The 19,493-nt window shown below is 67.0% G+C and carries 20 protein-coding genes and 2 pseudogenes; 11 read left to right on the forward strand and 11 right to left on the reverse strand.

From position 1 onward, the window contains the following. Nucleotides 1–52: 52 nt before the first annotated feature. On the reverse strand, nt 53–1,093 hold the full coding sequence (locus LXE91_RS21275; protein WP_039360790.1) for a bifunctional nicotinamide-nucleotide adenylyltransferase/Nudix hydroxylase: 1,041 nt from the start codon (nt 1,091–1,093) through the stop codon (nt 53–55). Between the two features lie 189 nt (nt 1,094–1,282). On the opposite strand from LXE91_RS21275, the gene LXE91_RS21280 reads away from it, so the two are divergent. Then, complete coding sequence (locus LXE91_RS21280) at nt 1,283–1,735, forward strand: type II toxin-antitoxin system RatA family toxin (RefSeq protein ID WP_039360788.1); 453 nt, start codon at nt 1,283–1,285, stop codon at nt 1,733–1,735. 127 nt (nt 1,736–1,862) lie between these two features. Here the strand turns inward: LXE91_RS21280 and LXE91_RS21285 are convergent, their stop codons facing one another. The 6 genes from LXE91_RS21285 to LXE91_RS21310 are packed head-to-tail and all read right to left on the reverse strand — an operon-like array spanning nt 1,863 to nt 5,795. Continuing rightward, entirely contained in the window at nt 1,863–2,249 is a 387-nt protein-coding gene (locus tag LXE91_RS21285) for a hypothetical protein (RefSeq protein WP_039360786.1), read from the reverse strand. A gap of 5 nt (nt 2,250–2,254) precedes the next feature. After that, entirely contained in the window at nt 2,255–2,659 is a 405-nt protein-coding gene (gene speD / locus LXE91_RS21290; protein ID WP_039360784.1) for an adenosylmethionine decarboxylase, read from the reverse strand. Then, nucleotides 2,656–2,805, reverse strand: a complete 150-nt coding sequence (locus tag LXE91_RS21295; RefSeq protein WP_155291822.1) for a hypothetical protein — start codon at nt 2,803–2,805, stop codon at nt 2,656–2,658. Before LXE91_RS21295 ends, speD begins: the two co-directional genes overlap by 4 nt. Beyond that, on the reverse strand, nt 2,802–4,319 hold the full coding sequence (locus LXE91_RS21300; RefSeq protein WP_039360782.1) for a DUF4178 domain-containing protein: 1,518 nt from the start codon (nt 4,317–4,319) through the stop codon (nt 2,802–2,804). The genes LXE91_RS21295 and LXE91_RS21300 overlap by 4 nt, the downstream gene beginning before the upstream one ends. A 9-nt stretch (nt 4,320–4,328) precedes the next feature. Then, entirely contained in the window at nt 4,329–5,381 is a 1,053-nt protein-coding gene (locus tag LXE91_RS21305; protein ID WP_039360780.1) for an SPFH domain-containing protein, read from the reverse strand. 27 nt (nt 5,382–5,408) lie between these two features. Further along, nucleotides 5,409–5,795 carry a DUF350 domain-containing protein gene (locus LXE91_RS21310; RefSeq protein WP_039360778.1) on the reverse strand — a complete coding sequence of 129 codons (387 nt, stop codon included), beginning with the start codon at nt 5,793–5,795 and terminating at the stop codon, nt 5,409–5,411. 136 nt (nt 5,796–5,931) lie between these two features. Between LXE91_RS21310 and LXE91_RS21315 the strand changes: the two genes are divergently transcribed. From LXE91_RS21315 to LXE91_RS21340, 6 genes are all read left to right on the forward strand, one after another. Further along, nucleotides 5,932–7,446, forward strand: a complete 1,515-nt coding sequence (locus LXE91_RS21315; RefSeq protein ID WP_039360775.1) for a polyamine aminopropyltransferase — start codon at nt 5,932–5,934, stop codon at nt 7,444–7,446. After that, nucleotides 7,446–9,065 carry an FAD-dependent oxidoreductase gene (locus LXE91_RS21320; RefSeq protein ID WP_039360774.1) on the forward strand — a complete coding sequence of 540 codons (1,620 nt, stop codon included), beginning with the start codon at nt 7,446–7,448 and terminating at the stop codon, nt 9,063–9,065. The genes LXE91_RS21315 and LXE91_RS21320 overlap by 1 nt, the downstream gene beginning before the upstream one ends. Nucleotides 9,066–9,184: 119 nt before the next feature. Beyond that, entirely contained in the window at nt 9,185–9,943 is a 759-nt protein-coding gene (locus LXE91_RS21325; protein WP_039360772.1) for an N-acetylmuramoyl-L-alanine amidase family protein, read from the forward strand. Nucleotides 9,944–9,997: 54 nt separating this feature from the next. Beyond that, complete coding sequence (locus LXE91_RS21330) at nt 9,998–10,387, forward strand: lysozyme inhibitor LprI family protein (RefSeq protein ID WP_039360770.1); 390 nt, start codon at nt 9,998–10,000, stop codon at nt 10,385–10,387. Between the two features lie 93 nt (nt 10,388–10,480). Further along, nucleotides 10,481–11,059 (forward strand): hypothetical protein, encoded by a 579-nt coding sequence (locus LXE91_RS21335; RefSeq protein ID WP_039360769.1) that lies wholly within the window; start codon nt 10,481–10,483, stop codon nt 11,057–11,059. Between the two features lie 50 nt (nt 11,060–11,109). After that, nucleotides 11,110–11,640 (forward strand): GNAT family N-acetyltransferase, encoded by a 531-nt coding sequence (locus tag LXE91_RS21340; protein ID WP_039360767.1) that lies wholly within the window; start codon nt 11,110–11,112, stop codon nt 11,638–11,640. A gap of 21 nt (nt 11,641–11,661) precedes the next feature. On the opposite strand, the gene LXE91_RS21345 is transcribed toward LXE91_RS21340, so the two are convergent. From LXE91_RS21345 to LXE91_RS21355, 3 genes are all read right to left on the reverse strand, one after another. After that, complete coding sequence (locus LXE91_RS21345; RefSeq protein WP_039360765.1) at nt 11,662–13,008, reverse strand: glutamine synthetase family protein; 1,347 nt, start codon at nt 13,006–13,008, stop codon at nt 11,662–11,664. Between the two features lie 152 nt (nt 13,009–13,160). After that, on the reverse strand, nt 13,161–13,718 hold the full coding sequence (locus tag LXE91_RS21350) for a helix-turn-helix domain-containing protein (protein ID WP_039360762.1): 558 nt from the start codon (nt 13,716–13,718) through the stop codon (nt 13,161–13,163). A gap of 17 nt (nt 13,719–13,735) precedes the next feature. Beyond that, nucleotides 13,736–15,025: an NAD(P)/FAD-dependent oxidoreductase gene (locus LXE91_RS21355; RefSeq protein WP_039360759.1), complete on the reverse strand. Its 1,290-nt coding sequence runs from the start codon at nt 15,023–15,025 to the stop codon at nt 13,736–13,738. A 283-nt stretch (nt 15,026–15,308) separates the two neighbouring features. On the opposite strand from LXE91_RS21355, the gene codB reads away from it, so the two are divergent. From codB to LXE91_RS21370, 3 genes are read left to right on the forward strand one after another with little or no spacing between them, the layout of a single operon-like run. Next, nucleotides 15,309–16,604, forward strand: coding sequence for a cytosine permease (codB, locus tag LXE91_RS21360; protein ID WP_321199855.1), 1,296 nt, complete (start codon nt 15,309–15,311; stop codon nt 16,602–16,604). Between the two features lie 43 nt (nt 16,605–16,647). Beyond that, a complete protein-coding gene (gene codA, locus LXE91_RS21365) occupies nt 16,648–17,901 on the forward strand; it encodes a cytosine deaminase (protein WP_039360753.1) in 1,254 nt (417 codons plus the stop codon). Nucleotides 17,902–17,941: 40 nt separating this feature from the next. Further along, the gene (locus tag LXE91_RS21370) at nt 17,942–18,619 is read left to right on the forward strand and encodes a TetR/AcrR family transcriptional regulator (protein ID WP_039360750.1); all 678 of its coding nucleotides are present in this window, start codon (nt 17,942–17,944) and stop codon (nt 18,617–18,619) included. Nucleotides 18,620–18,688: 69 nt separating this feature from the next. Here LXE91_RS21370 and LXE91_RS21375 read toward each other — a convergent pair. After that, nucleotides 18,689–19,113 (reverse strand): annotated as a pseudogene (locus LXE91_RS21375) (hypothetical protein). A gap of 201 nt (nt 19,114–19,314) precedes the next feature. Between LXE91_RS21375 and LXE91_RS21380 the strand changes: the two are divergent. Continuing rightward, a pseudogene (locus LXE91_RS21380) lies at nt 19,315–19,479 on the forward strand (DUF488 domain-containing protein); the annotation flags it as partial. Nucleotides 19,480–19,493: the final 14 nt, after the last annotated feature.

A 19,493-nucleotide genomic window follows, 5' to 3' on the forward strand; every position in this document is an offset into this window, starting at 1 on the left:
TTGAAGTGCCGCCGCGTCTGTCGCGGCGGACGGAACGTGGGGAATCAGCGGATCACAGCTTCCCCAGGAAGTGATACGCGATGTCGAAGTGATCCTCGAACATCACGCTGCGCATCTGCGCGAATTCGTTGAGCGGCACCCAGCGCGCCTTGTCGGCATCGTCGCTGCCCTTCACGCGCGGCAGCTCGCCGGTCGGGAAGTTGAACAGGCACGCATGCGTGATCGTGCGGCCGCGCAGCGAACGCGTCGGGTGATCGAACACCTGGCGATCCTTGATCGAGCCGCGCAGCACGGGCTCCGGCAGCTTCAGGCCGGTTTCTTCGCGCAGCTCGCGAATACAGGCCGCATCGAGCCGCTCGTCCTGGTTCACGAACCCGCCGGGCAGCGCCCACAGGCCGCGGCCCGGCTCGCTGCGGCGGCGCACGAGCAGGATATGGCCCGAGTGCACGACCACCGCGTCGACCGTCACGAACGTGACCGGATACGGGGCGGCCGCCCACGCCTTGCGATACCTGGCGATGAATTCGGCTTCCGACTTCAGCTGCGCGAATTCCGGCTGCGTGCGGAAACGTTCGAGCCAGCCGAACACGGGTTCCGGCACGGCCCACTGCACGAAGCTGTTGGTGCGTTCGGCGAAATACTGGTCGCGGATCTCGGTGGCGGAAATGTCTTCCGTCGCGTCGACGTCGACGAGCTCCCATTGCGGGAACATCCGCAGGTAATACGACGTTGCGTCCTTCTCGTGGCCGATCAGCCCGACCTTGCGCTGCGCGATGTCGCCGAGCGCGGACGCGACGGCGTCCTGCACCCAGCGCACCCAGTCGCCGTCGTTGTAGGTCGAATCCTGCAACGGCGCGACGGTGACGCGGTCGCGCTCGGACGCGTCGAGCAGCGAAGCCAGCATCTGGCGGCGCTCGTCGAACGAGAACGGATCCTTGATGGTGCGGGGCTTGTCGGTCGATCCGATCAGCACGCACACTCGCTCGGCCCGGCTCAGTGCCGACTTCAGCACGTTCAGGTGACCACGATGCGGAGGCTGGAAACGACCAATGAAAACGAGCGCGTCGAAGCGCCGGTTCTGTTGCGTACTCATGAGGCTCCCTCAAGAGATTGAAACGCTTCGGGTCTTTCCCGAAGGATGGACAAATCCTAGGGGAAATCCCGGGGTGCGTCAATCGGGCTTGTTCGAGCACACGCTCGACTTGACGAAGTCTGACGAAACACGGGTTATTGGCGCGGTACACTCGATTTCATCCCACTCCGCGCGAGGGCGCCCGCCATCATGAGGATCTCAGTCAGCCGCACCGTCGGCGTCGATCGCAGACGCCTCTTCACGTGGTCGCAGGATTACGCGCGGCGGCTCGTGTGGGACAGCTTCCTCTCCGACGCCTACCTGCTCGACGGCATGACGGCCGACGTCGGCGTCGACGCGTTCTGCCGCAGCCAGTCGGGCGCGACGATGGTGTCGCGCTACATCTCGTACCGTCCGCCGCAGGTCGCCGCCATCGAAATGGTCGACGGGCCGAAAGTGCTCGAACGCTTCAGCGGCAGCTGGAACTTCACCGAGCACACGCCCGGCACGACCGAAGTGAAATTCACGTACCACTTCCGCGCCCAGCCGGCCTGGCTGCGCTGGCTGCTCGAACCGCTGATCGGCGCGTTCTACCTCGTGCAGACGCGACGGCGTCTCGATTCGTTCAAACGCTGGGCCGAAGCCGAAGCACTGCCGCACTGACAGGCGACGCGGGTCGCACGGCCCGGCTCGGCAGCCTGTCGCCAACATCCGCAAGCGTCAAAGCACACTGCACGGCCCGATCCGCAACGGCCGCTCCTCCGGCCGCGCCGTTCGAACCGCATCCGCGCTAACGTGTGCCGCCCCCGCGCAACGGGAACGTTTCCGCCCCCGCATCGCGGCGCAACGTGACCTCCGTACCGGTCAGCCATCCTGACGATTGAAGGATCGGGCGCGCGATCGCGTACAGGCGGTCGGCGCTCGCACCATAGAAGTACAGATAACCGTCGTTGCCGTCTCGATGCAATTCGGTCTCGCCCAGCTCGCCGGCGCCTGCCTGCTTCACCGCACGATCCAGCCGTTGCTCCAGCGCGTGAAGGCGCGTCTTGTCCTTCTCGTAGTAATCGAAGTGCACCATCACGACCGGCCCGGGCGGCTTCGGCGGCACATCGGCGGCAGCGTTGGCGGCAAGCAATGCCCAGCCGAGCAACGCGACAATTCGGATTCCGTTACGCATATCGGTCAAGGACTTGAATGGCCCGCCGACGTCGGCGCACCGCCGCGCGCAACCTGCTGCCGGACTTGGGCTTGCGTGCCGAGCGCCGCGGCGATCGCATCGACCGCGTCGGCCGCACGCGCCGCGCCGCACATGAACGCGTCGACGGCCGCGAAGCGATGCTCGGGCCACGTATGGATCGTGATGTGCGATTCGGCGAGCAGCACGACGCCCGTCACGCCATGGTCACCGCCGAAATGATGGAAATGCGCACCGATCACGCGCGCGCCCGCCTGCTGCGCCGCTTCGGTGAGGATCGACTCGAGCCGAGCGGCGTCGCGCAGCAGCACCGCGTCGATGCCGGCCAGGTCGGCCAGCACGTGCGAGCCGAACGTCGCGCGCGGTGGCGCGATCCCGTCGCGCGCGGTCATTTGTGCGACCCGTACGACGAGTAGCCGCTGCGGGCCGACGAACTGCCCCAGCCGCTGCCGCCCGACCCGCTGCCGCCGATCGATGCGCAGCTGAACAGCGTGACGACGATCAGGCCGTAGATGCCGTAGAGGATGTACCGGATCACGCGTTGCCCCCGTCCGACGCGAAGCTCTTCCACAGCCACTCAGGCAGCCACAGCACGAGCAGGCCGACCAGCACGTAGACGGAGCGGCCGCTGAACGAGAACAGCGAGCCCATGTTCAGGATGACGAGCAACGCGCTGAACACGAGCGGCAGCGGCGCGAAACTGTGCGGGCCCTTCCGGCCGAACAGGCCCGTCGACGCGGTGGCGCCCGTTGCCGCCGCAGCCGCGGCGGTCGCGAGCGCCGGCGTGCCGAAGCGTTCGGCAAGCGTGCTGCCCGACAGCGGCCGCGCACGCGACCAGACGATCTCCGCGTCGCTGCGCTCGCGCGTCAGCTTGTCCTTCTGCCAGCCGTAGTCGATGATCGACGTGCGATCGCCGACCTGCACGCGCCAGTTGAACGCACCGACCACGTAGACGACCTCCGAGTCATATTCCTCGCGCAGGCGGTAGGTCTTGTCGCCGTCGGTCACGTCGGCATCGCTGCCGATCGTCGGCCATTGGTCGAGCACCTGCACGCGCTCCCAGCGCCCTTCGCTGTGCACGAGCCACAGGAACCCGCGCTTCGGGTTCAGCAGCAGGTACTCGTCCCACGTCTCTTCGTCGCCCGGCACGCGGCAACGCATCATCCCGATCACCGTGTACTTCACGCCGTCGAACGTGCCGATCGCGCCGAGCTCCAGCGCACCCTTCACCGCTTCGAGCTTGCGCTGCGCCGCGAACACGGTCTGCTGCTCGGCCGTGCACTGCACGCCCGCATGGCAACTGCCGCACACCACGTAGTCGGCGACGTTCGGCGCATACGACAGCGGTGCGCCGCAGCTCGGGCACGCGAACGGTACCATCTCCGCACCGCGCTTCTCGCGCGTGTCGTGGTCGGTATCGCGCAACCCGGTGAATGCGAGTGCATCGAATTCGAGCGCTTCGCCCGTATAGACGGCCGGGCTCCCGCCGTTCGAATCGGCGTCGGAATAGTCGTAGGTCGCGAATGCGTTGCCGGTGCGCAGGTCGACGACGCGCGCCTCCCAGCCGGCATCGACGCGGAACGGCAACTCGCCGTCGCCGCCCGTGCAGCGCGCGGTGCGCACGTCCGACACGAGAAACGCGCGGCCGCCATGGTCGATCCGCATGCCCGGTTCCAGCGTGCCGAACGCAGGCCACGCGCCGCCGGACGCATCGTCGGGCTCGCGCACCGTGATCGCATACTGGCCCGACGCATCCGACAGCCAGCCGAACGTGCCGTCGTCGAACACGACGTACCACTCGCTCCACGCGCCGGCGTCGTAGGTCATCTGGATGCGCCCGAGCACCGTGAACGCACGCTTGCCGTAGCGACCGGCCGTGCCGATCTGGATCGGCGACGCATCGTCGAGCACCGTGGCCAGTTCGCCGATGCGTTCGACGTCGGTGCCGTGCTTGAGCAGCGTGCTGCGGCAGAACGCGCAGACGGCCATCACCGCCGCCGCCGAGCGAAACTCGACCGGCGCGCCGCACTGGGGGCACGAGGTACTGAACATGCGCGACGCTTACCGGGTGAGCTTCGCGAGGATCTCGGCCTTCGCGCGCGAATATTCGTCGTCGGTCACGAGGCCCTTGTCGAACAGCGCCTTCAACTGTTCGAGCCGCTGCACGTAATCGGTGCCTTCCGCCGGCGCGGCAGTCGGTGCGGCGGCCACCGGTGCCGCGGCGGGCGCAGGCGGCGCGGCCGGCGCCGGTTGCACGGCGCCCGCCATCTGGCCTGCCATCGCCTGCCCGATCGCCGCACCCGCGGCGAGCCCCGCGCCGATTCCGGCTATGCCGCCCGGGTTCTGCGCGGCGAGCGGAATCGCCTGCGCGGTCTGGTATTGCGTGGCGCGCGCGAGATCGCCGGCCATCCCCGCGCCGATCCGCAGGTCGAGCGCCTTCTGCAGTTCGGCCGGCAGCGACACGCTTTCAACCGCGAACGCATCGAGCGCGAGGCCGTAGCGCGTGAACACCGGCACCAATGCCTCGGCGACACGCTGCGACAACAGCGACTGGTTCGCGGCCATGTCGACGAACGGTACGTCGGCCGAGCCGAACGTCGTGCTCATCGCGGTGACGACCAGGTTGCGCAGTTGCTGTTCGAGATCGTCGACCGTGTACTGCGCGCGCGTGCCGCTCACTTCCCGATGGAACGCGCCCGCGTCGACGATCCGGTACGAGTAGATGCCGAACGCGCGCACCTGCACGAAGCCGAATTCGCGATCGCGGATCGTCACCGGCTGCGCGGTGCCCCAGCGGCGGCCGAGCTGCAGCCGCGTGCTGAAGAAATAGACGTCCGACTTGAAAGGCGACTGAAAGAATTTGTCCCAGTTCTTCAGGTACGTGAGCACCGGGAGCGTGTTCGTTTCCAGCGTGTACAGCCCCGGCTGGAACACGTCGGCGACCTTGCCTTCGTTCACGAAGATCGCGACCTGCGTTTCGCGCACGGTCAGCTTGCCGCCGTACTGGATTTCCTGGTCTTCCATCGGATAGCGCCAGGCCAGCACGCCGTCGGTGTCTTCCGTCCATTGCAGGACGTCGACGAACTGCTTGCGGATAAACGATCCCAGACTCATGTCGGTCTCCTCGAAACGCGTGGCGCGTCAGGTCAGGCAGGCGGCATTGATGATGCCGACGACGAGCGACGCGGTGCCCATCAGGCCGCCCATTGCGACGTTGCGATCCTCGATCGCATGATTCATGCCGGGCATCAGGCGCGTGAGCGCCGCATAGGTGATCAGTTGCACGATCATCGCGCCGACGGCCCAGATCACGACTTCGCCGAGCGTGGAATTGTGCGCGATGCTGGAGGCGAGCGTCAGGCAGAAGCCGATCAGCGCACCGCCGAACGACAGCGTCGCGGCGGCGTTGCCTTCGCGGATCAGCGCCAGTTCGTCGAACGGGGTGACCTTCAGGTACACTGCCGCGAACACGAGAAGCAGCACGAACGCCGACAGTAAATGAACCGCATAGAGATAGGCACTATTCATTCTTTCCCTCGGATTTCGTGCTCGGTTCGCCGCCCCGTCGCCGGCCGGCCCATGCAGGGCCAGCGGACGGATGGCCGCCCCTCGAAAATCCGCGCCAGTATATCCACATTGCCGAGCGCTGCACAACGGACGCACCATGCTGCATAGGCGCGCGCTCGTCCTGTCGATTCTCGTGCTCGCGTCGTGCGGGCTCGGCTACGAACTGATCAGCAGCGCGCTGTCCAGCTACCTGCTCGGCGATTCGATCCTGCAGTTCTCGTCGGTGATCGGCTGCTACCTGTTTGCGATGGGGATCGGCTCGTGGCTCGCGAAGTTCGTCGAGGACGACGACGTGCTCGACCGCTTCGTCGACATCGAGTTGCTCGTCGGCCTGCTCGGCGGCGTGTCGGCCGCGCTGCTGTTCGTGGTGTTCGCGTGGCTGGCCGCGCCGTTCCGCGCGGCGCTCTACGCGTTGGTGCTGGCGCTCGGCCTGCTGATCGGGATGGAAATCCCGCTCGTGATGCGCGCGTTCCAGCAGCGGCGCCAGGCGTTTCGCCATACCGTCAGCGAAGTGCTGACCTTCGACTATCTCGGCTCGCTTGCCGTGTCGCTGATCTTCCCGCTGGTACTCGCGCCGCGTCTCGGCCTGCTGCGCACCAGCTTCCTGTTCGGGCTCCTGAATGCATGCGTCGCGCTGTGGACGACGCACCTGTTCCGCGACGAGATCCGCAACGTACGCGGCAAGCTGATGCGCGCGTCGCTCGTGATCGGGCTGCTCGTCGCCGGGTTCGCACTGTCGGACCGCATCACGCACTGGGCCGAACACGGCGTGTACGGCGACGAGACGATCTATTCGGAAACGACGCCGTACCAGCGCATCGTGCTCACGCAGTGGCACGACGACATGCGGCTGTACCTGAACGGCAACCTGCAGTTCTCGTCGCGCGACGAGCATCGCTATCACGAGGCGCTGATCCACCCGACGATCGAGGCGCTGCCGTGGGCGAAGCGCGTGCTCGTGCTCGGCGGCGGCGACGGCCTCGCGGTGCGCGAGCTGCTGAAGCACCGCAACCTCGAACAGATCACGCTCGTCGATCTCGATCCCGCGATGACGAAGCTGTTCTCCACGTCCGCTCCGCTCGTCAAGCTGAACCAGGGTTCGCTGAAGGACCCGCGCGTGCACGTGATCAACGACGACGCGGTGCGCTGGCTCGAATCGAATGCCGACGTGTACGACGCGATCGTCGTCGACTTCCCCGATCCGACCAACTTCGGGCTCGGCCGGCTGTATTCCGTGCCCGTGTTCCGGCTGCTTGCACGCCACCTGTCGGAGAACGGCTACGCGGTGATCCAGTCGACGTCGCCGTATTTCGCGCCGCACGCGTACTGGACCATCATCGCGACGCTGCACGAAGCCGGGCTCAACACGTGGCCGTACCACTGCTACGTGCCGTCGTTCGGCGACTGGGGCTTCGTGATCGCCGGCAAGCGCCGCGACTTCACGGTGCCGACGCACTACTCGGTGCCCACGCGCTGGCTCGACGCGCAGACGGCCGCCGAGATGTTCCACTTCCCGGCCGACATGCCGGCGCTGCCGATGTCGCCGAACGAACTCAACGACCAGCCGCTCGTGCGCCGTTTCGACGACGACTGGAAACACGTGCTGCGCTGATGGACCGCCGCACGTTCCTCGTCGCGTCGGCGGCCGCGTCGCTCGCCGCCTGCGGGCGCACCGGCTGGATCGAGACGACGCCGCATGTCGGCTACCCCGGCATGCGCGAAGGCCACGCGCTGCGCGACCATGCGACGCTGCCGCCGCCGTCCGGCACGATCGAGACCGACGTCGCGATCCTCGGCGCGGGCGCGGCCGGGCTGTCGTGCGCGTGGCAGCTCGCACGCGCGGGGCACAAGCGCTTCGCGGTGCTCGCCGGGCCCGAATTCGGCGGCAACGCGGCAGGCGGCCGCTTCGGCGAGCTCGGCTATCCGAAAGGCGCGCACTACCTGCCGCTGCCGTCGCTCGAATCCGCGCATCTGCGCGACATGCTCGCCGATCTCGGCGTGATCGAGGCGTCGCCGTTTTCCGCGCGCCCGGTGTACGACGAGCGCGTGCTCGTCCATGCACCCGACGAACGGCTCTTCATCGCCGGGCGGTGGCAGGACGGCATCGTGCCGACGGCCGGCCTCGGCGCCGACGAGCTCGCGCAGCAGGCACGCTTCTTCGCGTACACGGACGGGCTGCGCACCGCGCGCGGCGCCGATGGCCGCAAGGTGTTCTGCATCCCGATCGCGGAATCGTCGCGCGACCCGCGCTGGCGCGCGCTGGACCGGCGCTCGTTCCGCCAGTGGCTGCTCGACGAGGGCTACACCGCGAAGGCGCTGCACTGGTACCTGAATTACTGCTGCCGCGACGACTATGGCGCAGGTTACGAGCATGTTTCGGCATGGGCCGGCCTGCACTATTTCTCGTCGCGCGGCGGCCACGCGGGCGATGCCAGCGACGGCGCGGTGCTGACCTGGCCCGACGGGCTGCACACGATGGTGACGAAGCTCGCCGATTCGATCACCGCACGCACCGGCTCGCATGCGTGGTCGCGCGACGGCTTCGCGGTGCGCGCGACCGAACGCGCAGGCGGTGTCGACGTACTGTGCGCGCGCGTCGGCAACGACGGCGCGCTGTCGACGTTCACGCTGAAGGCACGGCGCGTCGTCAGCGCGATGCCGCTGTTCGTCGCGGCGCGCGTGTTTCCGCAGCTTGCCGCGTACGGCTTCGATCCGGAGCGCGACCTGCCGCCGCGCGCGCCGTGGCTCGTGTCCAACTTCCTGCTCGACGGCATGCCGGCCGAGGAAGCGGGCGTGCCGCTCGCGTGGGACAACGTCGTCTACGACGGTGCGGGCCTCGGCTATGTCGTGTCGACGCACCAGCTGATCCGCATGTCGCCGCCGACGCGCTCGGTGTTCTCCGCGTACCAGGCATTGAGCGCGCAAGCTCCGGACGACACGCGCCGCTGGCTCGCGCAGGCCAGCCCCGACGCGTTGCGCGAACAGGCGGCGATCGACCTGCAGGCCGTCTACGGGCGCAATCTGTGGAAACACGCGACGGCGCTCGAGATCACCGTGCGCGGTCACGCGATGGCAACGCCCGATGTCGGCTTCCTGAGCCGCCCGGGGCTGCTCGCGTTGCGCGATGCCGACGGCCCCGTCGTGTTCGCGCATGCCGATCTGTCCGGGCTGTCGCTGTTCGAGGAAGCGTCGTACTGGGGCGTGCTCGCCGCCCGGCGCGTGCTGGCCTGACGGTCGTCATCCGTCATTGCGGCGCCACCGCCACCCGCTATAATCGCCCGACATTCCGACTGCATTGAGCAGGCCGACGGTGCCGCGCCGCGCGCCGTATGCCCTCCTCGACAACAACAATGACGAACCGAACCATCCGACGCCTTCGCCCGCTCGTGTGCGCCGCCGCGCGCGTGCTCGCCTGCGCCCCGCTGCTCGCCGCACCGCTGGCGCTGCATGCGGCCGACACCTCGGGCGCCACCGGCACCGCCTCCGGGCGCTACATCGTCGTCGACACCGGCCATACGCCGGCGCACCCGGGCTCCACCGGTGCGAGCGGCCGCGTCGAATACCAGTACAACCTCGACCTGTCCGCGGCGGTCGCCGAGAAACTCGCCACGCATGGCGACCGCGTGCTGCGCACGTCGGCCGATGGCCGCGAGATCGCGCTCGACCAGCGTTCGACGCAGGCACCCGACGCGAACCTGTTCGTATCGATCCATCACGACTCGATGCAGCAGCAGTTCATTGACGCGGGCCGGCAGCGCGAATTCCGCGGCTTCTCGGTGTTCGTGTCGGAACGCAATCCGCACTACGCGGAAAGCCTGCGTTGCGCGAAGGCGATAGCCGAGCGGCTGGTCGCGTCCGGCGAGCGGCCGTCGCTGTATCACGCGCAGCCGATCCGCGGCGAGAATCGCCCGCTGATCGATCCGCAACTCGGCATCCACCGCTTCGACGATCTCGTCGTGCTGCGCACCGCGCCGATTCCGGCCGTGCTCGTCGAAGCCGGCGTGATCGTCAATCCGGACGAGGAAGCACGGCTTGCGCGACGCGAGACGATCCAGAAGCTGTCCACGGCGATCGCCGGCGGGATCGACGCGTGCACGGCACCGCTATAAACAACGATAACGCCCGTCGGGCCCAACGGTTTTCACCCAGTCAGGAGCCTCACCATGAAAATGAAAAATCTGCTCGCATCCTGCGCGCTGTTCGCGCTTGCCGTTCCGTTCGCCGCACATGCCGCCGGCTGCGGGAAGCCGCGCAGTGCGTTCGACCAGGTGTACTGCAGCAGCACGCAGTTCTCACAAACGGACCGTGACCTCAACGACGAGTACGGCCGCCTGCGCAAGCAACTGAGCAGCGACCAGCAGGCGACGCTGAAGGCCGGCCAGCTCGCGTGGCTGAAGCAACGCGACGCCCAGTGCAGCGAGACGCGCAACAACGGCTACCTCGTGGATCTCCAGTGCGCGACCGACATGACGCAGTCGCGCCTGTCGTTCCTGCGCGAACGTGAGCGCGAATGCTCGAGCACGGGCTGCGTGACGTCGAAGCTCGGCGAGTAAGGGCGTCGCGCGTGCCGCGCCGCGAAACGTTTCGCGACGCGGCGCTTCATGCCCTTGCGAACTCGGCGCATCGGCACCGCGAAAGGAGCAGCGATGCGACAGGAATTCTCCGAAGTCCTCAACGATCTGGTCGACTATTTTCTCGTCGGCGATCTCCTGCTGCTGAAACGCTTCAAGGAACGGCACGGGCTGCCGGATGACGTCGCGACGGCGTTCACCACGAGCGACAGCGGCGACCGCGCCGTGCTGGAAGGCGTCGTCATTCCGCTGGCCGGCATCGAGAACCATCCGTACACGATCATCTTCACGCTGGACGACGCGACACCCGAATTGCTGAAGACGGGAAGCCGCCTGCAGCATCGGCGCGGCGGGTACGTGCTGCGCGTCGAACACCGCTTGGTCATGCTCTACACGTGGCGGATTCTCGAACGCTTCAACGACACAACGGTCGATGCGCTGCTCGCGCGTTACCGCGAACCGGGCAGGCCCGCGATTGAAATCGACAACGGCTGGTATGACGTCGAGGTCCTCGGCGGCGAAGTGCCGCGCAGCGGCTGGTTCGAGCCTGCGTTCGAATTCGTGCTGAAGAGAACCGACGTGCCGGGCGATGCGTCGCAGGTGGATATCAACTACCGCTTTGCGATAGAGGGCACTCTGGATCCGGCGAATTGAATCCCGCGCGCGACGGCGCGGCACACGGCAACCGATCAGACGGCGCACACATGACACCGAACACGACGAACATCGACATCCGCCCTGCCACGCCCGCCGATGCCCCCGCTATCGCCGCCATCCACGTCGCATCGTGGCAGGCCACCTACCCGGGCATCATGCCGGCCGCGTTCCTCGCCGGCCTGTCAGTCGAAAAACGCACCGCTTCCTGGCGCCATGCGCTCGACGCAGGACGGCCGCGCGTCGCGCTCGCGTTCGCGGAAGGCGGGCCCGCGGGCTGGATCGCCTATGGCCCGACCCGCGACATCGACAAGGATCGCACCTGGGGTGAAATCGAAGCGATCTACCTGCATCCCGCGCATTGCGGGAAAGGCGTCGGCGCGGCGCTCGTCGACCATGCATGCCGTGCGCTGCATGACATGGGCCACGAATGGGTGTCGCTCTGGGTGCTGTTCAAAAACCATCGTGCGCGGGCGTTCTATGAGCGCGAGGGGTTCGTCGCCGAAGACGACATCAAGACGTTCGAGATCGAACATACGCCGATCGAGGAAGTGCGCTACTGGCGCGCACTTCCCTGGTGATCCGCCTCGGCTCGCGGACGATCACAGAAACCACCGATACTCCCGCGCCCCGATCTCATTGCGAAAATCCAGCTCCTCCTGCCGCTTGTTCTCGCAATAGACCATCACGAACTCGCTGCCGAGCCCTTCGCGCACGGCCGCATGATCCTGCATCGCCGCGACCGCCGACAGCATCTCCTTCGGAAAATCGATCCCGCTGCCGCGATCCTCGTTGAGCGGCGCAATTGGCTCGCGCTTCGCGTCGAGCCCGTGCTCCATCCCGGTGAGGATCGCCGCGAGCACGAGGTACGGGTTCGCGTCCGCACTCGCGAGCCGGTGCTCGATCCGCAGGTTGCGCGCATCCGACTCGGGAATCCGGATGCACGCATCGCGATCCTCGAAGCCCCAGCTCGCACGGCTCGCCGCATTCACCATCGATCCGTATCGCCGGAACGCATTGTGGTTCGGCGCGAACACGGGCATGCAGTGCGGCAGCAGCGCGAGGCATCCGGCCACCGCGTGCCGCAGCGGCCGCCGCCCGTCCTCCGCGAGCAGGTTGCGCCCCGCATCGTCGTACAGGCTCACGTGCACGTGCATCCCGCTGCCCGGCGCATGCAGGTACGGCTTGCCCATGAAGCTCGCGCGATAGCCGTGCTGCAATGCGACGCCGCGCGTGCTGCGGCAGAACATCGCCGACCAGTCGGCCGCGCGCAGCCCGTCGTCGCAATGGCCGAAGTTGATCTCGAACTGGCCCGGCCCGAGCTCCGCGGTGATCACGGTCGCGTCGATTCCCTGCATGCACGCGACGTCGACCATCTCGTGCAGCACGTCGGAGAAGCGCGACAGGCGCTCGATATGCATGTTCGGCTGATCGTCGCGATCGTCGGACAGGCGGTCGCGCGGATACTTCGGCATCCCATCTTCGAGCTGCGCGGCAAACAGGTAGAACTCGAGCTCGAACGCCACGACCGGCCGGATGCCGCGCCGCGCGAGCCGCGTCAGCACGCGCGCGAGCACCTCGCGCGGCTCGAACTCGACCGGCGCGTCGGTGCCGTCCGTCGTGATCAGCATCTGCCCGAGCGGCTGCTTCTCCCAGGTCACCGGCTTCAGCGTGCCGGGGATCAGCCGGCGCACGGCGTCCGGGTCGCCATCGTTGAAACAGTAGTCGCCGATCTTGTAGAGGCCGCCCTGCGTGCCGAGCAGGATGCAGTTCTGCGGCAGCTTCAGCAGCGAGCCGGCCGCCACCTTCTCGAGTGCGTCGATCGGGTAGCGCTTGCCGTAGAAATGCCCGGGCAGGTCGAGGCAGATCAGGTCGACATAACGGATCTCGGGGTGCGCCTGCCGGAATGCGCGGACTTCAGCGACCAGCGCGGGAACGACGTCAGCCATGTCTCATCCTTTCCATGTCTTGTATGGCGGTGCCGCGATGCGGCGAACCGGATTCATGCGGCATGCACGACGTCGCACGCCCCTTTCAGATCAGGACTGCAAACAAGCATGCCGGCGCGGCTTCTCCCCCGACCGCATGCCGCGCCGACGAATCACGTGAATACCCAGATCACGCGCGTCGGCGCATCGGTCAGATTGGCATAACGAAAGCGCTTGTGCGCGGGAAGCTGGAATGCGTCGTTCGGGCCGAGCGTGACGGGCGTATCGTCGCCGTCGACCCAGATCGTCAGTTCTCCTTCGAGCACGAAGCCGCCCTGCTCGTCGCTGTCGTCGACGGGCCGCTCGCCGCTGCTCGCGCCCGGCGCGAGATGGCTTTCGAGAATCGAGAAGCGCGCGCGCATGTTCGGCGACACGAGGATGTCGGTAATGCCGGCCGCGTAATACACGGTGCGCCGCTCGTCGGGCCGCGTCACCCACGGCACGCTGCGCGGCTTGCTCAGGCTGTAGAAATAGGTGGTCGGCACGCCGAGCGCCTCGCCGATCGCGGTGAGATCCGCCACCGTCGGGCGCGACAGCCCGCGCTCGACCTGCGACAGAAAGCCGACCGAGCGGCCGATCCGTTCCGCGAGATCGTTGAGCGTGACCTTGCGATGCTTGCGCAGGTCGCGGATCAGGATCGCCAGGCTTTCTATCTCTTCCTGTTCATTCATGGTGGGTTCCGGTGCAGTCAGACGGTATCGCGCAGACGGTACCAGGCCTTGCCGATCGCTTCCAGCGGCGCGGCGAGCCGGTCGCCGCCGGGGAAGCGCGGATTGCGGATGCGCTGGTACTGCGCGAGCAGGCGTGCGTCGCCGAGCACCGCGTCGGCCACCGCGCGCGCACCGGCGAGCGTCGGCAGCACGCCGTGCCCCGAGAACCCTTGCAGCCAGAAACGCTGCCCGTGGCGGCCGATGTCCGGCGTGCGGCGCATGCTGATGTCGATATGGCCGCCCCACGCGTAATCGAGCGGCACGCCGGTCAGTTGCGGGAACACGCGTTCGAGGTGTGGGCGCGTGACCGCGGCAATATCGGCCGGAATACCGCCGAGATACGTGCAGCCGCCGCCGAACAGCAGCCGGTTGTCGGGGCTCAGGCGGAAATAGTCGGGTACGAACTGGTTGTCGATCACGCAACTGTTCTGCGGCAGCAGCGAACGGGCGACGTCGGGTGCAAGCGGCGCGGTGGCGACCTGGTACGTGCCGACCGGCAGCAGCCGGCGCGCGAGATCGCGATCGAGCCGGTCGACGTAGGCGTTGCAGGCCAGCACGAGCACGTCCGCACGCACTTCGCCGCGCGCCGTGCGGGCGACGTGGCCGCCGGCCGTCTCGCGGCAGTCGAGCACGCGGCTCTGCTCGAAGATGCGGCCGCCCGTGCGCTCGATCGTCTGCGCGAGGCCGAGCGCGAGTTTCAGCGGATTCAGGTGGCCGGCCTCGGGATCGTGCAGCGCCGCAAGGTAACGCGTGCCGCCGATCCATTCGCGCATCTCGTCACGGCCGATCACGCGCAGCCGATCGTAGCCCCAGCGCTCGGCCGCCTCGTCGCGCGCCTGCTCGAGCATCGCGACGCGCCGCGGCCGCACGGCGGCCCACAGGCTGCCGGGCCGGTAGTCGATGTCGAAACCGTGCCGCACGGGCAATTCGCGCACCTCGGCCGCGGCCCAGCGCATGCTGTCCCACAGCAGGCGCGCGCCGTCGCGGCCGAGCGAATCCTCGAGCGGCTGCATGTCGCACGACCAGCCGAGCAGCGCCTGCCCGCCGTTGCGGCCCGACGCGGCCCACGCGACGCGGCTCGCTTCGAGCACGACGACCCGCTTGCCGGCCAGCGCCAGGCGCAGCGCCGTATGCAGCCCGCTGAAGCCCGCGCCGACGACGAGCACGTCGGCGTCGATGCGTTCGTCCAGCTCCGGACGATGCGGGATCGGCGCCGGGTAGGTGCCGGCGTAGTAGCTTGCGACGTGACGGTCGGACTGCACGAACATGCGGACTCCCGTGAAAATTACGCCGATGAATTTCATGAAAAATTAGCACGGCAATTTCACGGAGGCAAGCGGGCAAAAACACGCGGGATCGGCCGATACACGAAACGCGTTGCGCGTGAACCGGACAGGCCCATGAACGTGCCTGCCGTCCACTCGGACAGAATTTTTACCGTTGTAAAAATTTTGGACTGCGAGAATGAAGCGCTGAAACAGCGCGTCACCCATCCAAGCACGGCCCCCGTAACCCCTTTCAGACCCAACCCAGTCGCTGACGGGAGACAAGATGCCCACGAACCGGGATGCAAGCCCGATGGACGAATCGGATCACGGAGAATTCTCGCTGAGCGAAGTCCCGCTCGAGAAACGCACCGGATTTCTGTCCATCACGATGGTGTTGTTGAGTTTCACGTTCTTCACGGGAACGATGTTTGCCGGCGGCAAGATCGGTGTCGCCTTCGACGTCGTCAGCATGATCCAGATCGCGGTAATCGGAAACCTGTTGCTCGCCGCCTATGCGGCATCGCTTGCGCTGATTGCCGCTCGCAGCGGCCTGAATGCGGTACTGATGGGGCGATTCTGCTTCGGGGAAGTGGGCAGCAAGCTGTCCGACTTCCTGCTCGGCTTCGCCGAACTCGGCTGGTACGCATGGGGAACCGCGACGGTGGCGATCGTCTTGGTCAAGCTGCTGGGATGGCCGCCCTCCGTTACCACGCCGTTGATGATCCTCTTCGGCTTCGGATTTTCGATCACGGCCATCATCGGCTATCGCGGCATGGATGTGCTGTCGCGCGTCTCCGTGCCGTTGATGTTCGTGCTGCTGATGACGTCGATGTGGATCGCCACCCGCGATATCGGCGGATGGGCCGGCCTCACGCATGTCGCACCGTCGCATCCGATGCCGTTCTCGGCCGCCGTGACCATGGTCATCGGCACCTTTGCCAGCGGCGCGACCCAGGCAACCAACTGGACCCGCCTCGCCCGCAGCGCGCGCAGCGCCGTCTCGGCCAGCATGATCGGATTCTTCGCGGGCAACGGCCTGATGATCATCGCGGGCGCATACTGCGCGATCGTCTATCAGCAAGCCGACATCGTCGAGGTGATGATGCTGCAGGGCCTGTCGATCGCGGCGGTCGTGATGCTGTGCCTCAATCTCTGGACCATCCAGGGGCCGACGATGTACAACGTGGCGGCCGCCGGATGCCATCTGCTGCGCACCGAACGGCGCCGCACGCTCGTACTCGTGGGCGCGGCGATCGGCATCGTGCTCGCGGTCGGCGGGATGTACGAGTTGCTGATTCCGTTCCTGGTGCTGCTCGGCTCGATCATTCCGCCGGTCGGCGGCGTGATCATGGCGGACTACTGGTACCGCCATCGCGGGCAATACCCGTCGCTTGCCGCCGCCCGCCTTCCGCGCTTCAACCTGGTCGGCCTGGCCGCGTATGCGATCGGCGCCGCACTCGCCTATACCTCGCCGTGGATCGCGCCGATCGTCGGCATCGGGGCGTCCGCCGGCGCCTACATCGTGCTGCTGCAGATTGCCCGCGCGTTCGCGCGCGAGCCGTCCGTTCAGGGTGAATGATTCCACTGCGCCCTCTCCCGCTCTCAAAACTACAGGAATCCTCATGAAAATCATCAACGCCAGATTGCGCGGCCGTAGCGGCCTCTTCACGATCGACATCGATGCGGGCACGATTCGCGGCATCGGCCTCCAGCCGTCGCCGCTGACGTCTCAAGAGGACGACGTCATCGACGCGGGCAGCAATCTCGTCATCCCGCCGCTGGTCGAGCCGCATATCCACCTGGATGCGACGCTGACCGCGGGGGAACCCGAGTGGAACATGAGCGGCACGCTGTTCGAAGGTATCGAGCGGTGGGGCCAGCGCAAGGCCACCATTACCCATGAGGATACGAAAGCCCGCGCCCACACCACGATCGGGATGTTGCGCGACAACGGCATCCAGCACGTGCGCACGCACGTGGACGTCACCGATCACACGCTTGCCGCGTTGAAAGCGATGCTCGAGGTCAGGGACGAAGCACGCGATCTCATCGATCTGCAGATCGTCGCCTTCCCGCAGGAAGGCATCGAGTCGTTCGAGAACGGACGTGCACTGATGGAGCGCGCGATCGATATGGGGGCCGACGTCGTGGGCGGCATTCCGCATTTCGAGAACACGCGCGACCAGGGTGTGAGTTCCATCAAGTTCCTGATGGATCTCGCGGAGCGCAAGGACTGCCTGGTCGACGTTCATTGCGACGAAACCGACGATCCGCACTCGCGCTTCCTGGAAGTGCTTGCCGAGGAAGCACGGGTTCGCGGGATGGGCACGCGCGTCACCGCCAGCCACACGACCGCGATGGGTTCCTACGACAACGCCTACTGCTCGAAGCTTTTCCGGTTGCTGAAGCGCTCGGAAATCCATTTCGTTTCGTGTCCGACCGAAAGCATCCACCTGCAGGGGCGTTTCGACACGTTCCCGAAACGACGCGGCATCACGCGTGTCGCGGAACTCGATCGCGCCGGCATCAACGTGTGCTTCGGACAGGATTCGATCAAGGACCCGTGGTATCCGATCGGCAACGGCAACATCCTGCGCATCCTCGACGTCGGCTTGCACGTGTGCCACATGCTCGGCTACGAAGACCTGCAGCGATGCCTCGATTTCGTGACGGAGCACAGCGCCCATGCGATGTCCCTCGGCGATCGCTATGGCATCGCTGTCGGGCGGCCGGCCAATCTGCTGATCCTCGACGCGGATTCCGACTATGAAGTGGTTCGCACACAGGCCAGGGTGCGATTGTCGCTCCGCGCCGGGAAGGTCATCATGCAGCGCGCGCCCGAACGCATCACCTATCCTGAAGCAGGCACGCGTTGAGCGGGCAACGCCGCTGGTCCGACATGCCGGAGGAAGCATCGTGAGGCACCCGTCCGAGCCGACTGCGGGAACACCCGGCCGGCCTCACGGCCGGCGTGAAGCGCTGCGCGACACGCTCGAGGCGACCATTCTCGCCGCTGCCGAGGAATCGTTTTCCATGTACGGATTCGAGGGCAGTTCCGTTGCGACGATCGCAGCGGCCGCCGGCCTGTCGAAGCAGAACCTGATGTACTACTTCCCCACGAAGCTGGCGCTCTACCAACGCGTGCTGGACGACGTATTGCGGGACTGGCTCGGCAGGATGCGGGAATTTGCGGCGCCCGATCGCGAGCCCGCGGAAGCCATGTCGGCCTATATCCGGGCCAAACTCGAATTCTCCAGAAATCGCCCGCATGGATCGCGGGTATTTGCGCTGGAGATCATCGGCGGGGCCAAGACCTACGGAAAGGAAATCCGCAAACAACTGATTCCGGTGTTGCGCGACGACATCCGGGTGCTCGAACGCTGGATCGAGGAAGGCAAGGTCAGGCAGGTCGATGCCGAGCACCTGTTCTTCCTGATCTGGGCAGCCACGCAGGCCTATGCGGATTTCGCCCCCCAGATGCTGCTGGTGCTCGGCAAGCGTGCGCTGGGAAACGACGATTTCGACGCGGCTTACCGCACGATCTCGGCGCTCGTGCTCAACGCGCTGATTACCGGCGACGGAAAGACGGATTGACCGCTTGAGCCCCTCCGTCGCCATTCATGCACGCCCCCGGCGCGTTGACATTCGCCGGGGAACCGCCGGTCAATCGTGCTTGTAGCGCTTCTTGTGCTTGTTGCCGCGGTGATGATCGTCGGAACGCGAGTTGTTGCGCGACACGTGGCCGCCCAGCGCCGCGCCCGCGCCGCCGCCCACGGCGGCGCCGACAGCCCGCCGGCCGTACCGCCCATCGCGTTGCCCGCAGCGGTGCCTGCGCCGCCGCCCAGTGCGCCGCCGACAATCGCGCCCGTGCGTTCGCGTTTGTTCGACGTCACCGCACCGCCCGCACCACCACCCACTGCCCCGCCGATCACGGCGCCGGTGCCGCCGCCCACCGCGTTGCCGACCGCCGCGCCGGCGACGCCACCCAGCGCGCCGCCCAGTGCGTTGTTCGTGTCACCTGCCACGGCCGGCAGCGACGCCGCCGCCGCACCGACCATCACGGCCATCCCTGCCCATTTCTTCAGCATCTGTCTGCCCTCTCCGCCTTTCGAGATATCGATGCGCAAATCTAGCACCTTTCCGGAAAGCCGACCGTAATGAAGCGTCAAATCGGGCGGGGGCCGGGCCGGAGCGCGCGTTTCAGCGGGCGGTGGCTTTTTCCGCGAACGGTCGCGGCCGATCATGGACGCGCCATTCCTCCCGGCATGACGACGCATGACGCTCCCGTAACAGTGCTGCACATCATGGGCTCCCACCGCGTGGAACCCGCGCACCTGACGGCCGGCGCGGTGATCCGGCCTGACGGCACGATCGTCCACCCAGACGCCGGGGACGCCGGGGACGCCGGGGACGACGCCACGGCGCCGGGGGCAACCGCGCCCCCGAACGCATAGCACGGCGCCCCGTT

Source organism: Burkholderia contaminans (assembly GCF_029633825.1).
Classification (GTDB): Bacteria; Pseudomonadota; Gammaproteobacteria; order Burkholderiales; family Burkholderiaceae; genus Burkholderia; species Burkholderia contaminans.